The 2161-nt window shown below is 31.4% G+C and carries 2 protein-coding genes; both read left to right on the top strand.

Going from position 1 to position 2161, the window contains the following annotated elements:
• On the top strand, nt 1-724 hold a 724-nt coding region (locus VJ881_05985), incomplete at its 5' end, for a sensor domain-containing diguanylate cyclase (GenBank protein HKL75599.1).
• A 71-nt stretch (nt 725-795) separates the two neighbouring features.
• Nucleotides 796-2161: 5'-nucleotidase C-terminal domain-containing protein (locus tag VJ881_05980; protein HKL75598.1), on the top strand; the 1366-nt coding region annotated here is incomplete at its 3' end.

The raw sequence follows: 2161 nt of genomic DNA, 5'->3' as shown, positions 1-2161 counted from the left end.
TACCGGTGTAGCCGGAAAAGTATATCAAAGTGGAGAATCCAGAATTACTGGAGATGTAAGGGATGACCCTGATGCTGAACCTGCAAATTCAGCTTATAAATCCGCTATGACAGTTCCAGTTGATAATTTTGGTATTTTCCAGGTTATATCTAATAAAAAAGATTATTTTGATGAAGTAGATCTTGAGTTAACTGAATTATTAATAGCTCATACATCAGCTGCTATTAAAAGAATTAGGGCTGAAAAAAGAATTAAATATCTTGGGTATCATGATAGTTTAACTGATCTTTACAATAGAGCTTATTTTGAAGAAGAAATGGAAAGATTGGATGTTAAAAGAAATCTTCCATTTAGTATAATCATTGGTGATCTTAATAATCTGAAAAAAGTAAATGATAAATATGGACATGATAAAGGTGATAAAGTAATAAAAAATATTGCTAAAAAATTAAAAGAAAATTGTAGAGAAGATGATATCTTGGCCCGCTGGGGTGGAGATGAATTTGGTTTGCTTTTACCTCAAACAGATACTAAGACAGCCCAAAAAGTTATGCAGAGAATTCATATCAATATAGCAAATTACTCTTATAAAGAAATAGATATTAATTTAGCACTGGGTTTAGCTACCAAAACAAATCCCTTTGAAGATATTGATGAAATATTTAAAGAAGCAGATGATAATATGTATGATAATAAATCAGTAATTAAAGGTAATGTATGTTAGTTAGTTAAATACAGTAAAAACATAAAAATTTTACTGTATTAATAATATAATAAAAATGGGGGGATTTATTAATGATTAAGAATGATTTAATGAAAAAAGTATTAATTTTAGTGCTGGCATTAGTATTTATTAGTTCTGGAGTAATGGCTCAGGATATTGAGTTTTCGATTCTTCATACTAATGATACTCATGGTAGAGTTGAAGAAGGAGATTATGCTGGAATGGGTTTTGCCAAAGTATCAACTTTAGTGAATAATTATCGTGAAGATGGAGAAGTATTATTATTAGATGCTGGTGATACTTTCCATGGCCAAAATATTGTTAATTTATCTGAAGGAGAAAGCATTGTAAGGATTTTAAATCACATGGGTTATGATGCTTTAACAGTAGGTAATCATGATTTTAATTATGGTCAAGAAAGATTGAAAGAACTTAATGAGATGACAGATTTTCCTATTTTAGGAGCAAACCTTGAGCCACAATTAGTTGATGATTATGTTATAAAAGAAATTGATGGATTTAGAGTAGGAATTTTTGGTTTAGCTACTCCTGAAACTGCTTATAAGGCTCATCCAAAACTTGTAGAAGGTTTGGAATTTATGGATCCCGTTGAAGTTTCTAAAAAAATGGTTGAAGAACTTCAGGGAAAAACAGATATGATAATTGCTTTAAGCCATTTAGGTATGAGTGAAGGTAGTGATTATACAAGTATAGATGTTGCTGAAGAAGTAGAAGGTATTGATCTTATAGTTGATGGACACAGTCATCATGCCTTAGAAGAAGGAAGAATGGTAAATGATGTACTTATAGTTCAGGCTGGTGAATACGATAAAAATGTAGGTATAGTAGAAATTAATGTAAGTGATAATGAAATAACTGAAATGACTGCTTCTTTATTTACAAAAGAAAATTCTCAGGATTTGGAAAAAGATCCAGAAGTAGTTGAATTAGTTGAGGAAATTAAAGCTGAAAATGAAGAAATTACTTCTGAAGTTATAGGAAATACAGCTGTAGAATTAAATGGAGAGAGACAATATGTAAGAACTGGAGAAACAAACTTAGGAAGTCTTCTTGGAGATGCAATGTTAGATGCTGTTGATGCAGATGTAGCTATTACAAATGGTGGAGGAATTAGAGCTTCTATTGATAAGGGAGAAATAACTAGAGGAGAAGTTGTTACAGTTCTTCCATTTGGAAATATAGTAGAAGTAAAAGAAATAAAAGGATCAACTTTACTTGAAGCTGTTGAGCATGGTTTAAGTAAATACCCAGCCCATGAAGGATTATTCCCTCAGGTTGCAGGTATGTCCTTTGTTTTTGCTAAAGATAGACCTGCTGGAGAAAGAGTTTTAGAGATAGAAGTTAATGGAAAACCACTTGATCATGATAAGATGTATAAAGTTGCAACAAATGATTTCATGGCTGCAGGTGGAGATG

Source organism: Halanaerobiales bacterium (assembly GCA_035270125.1).
Classification (GTDB): Bacteria; Bacillota; Halanaerobiia; order Halanaerobiales; family DATFIM01; genus DATFIM01.
The sequence above is the reverse complement of the archived record's forward strand: the minus strand, read 5'-3'. Positions and strand labels throughout refer to the sequence as shown.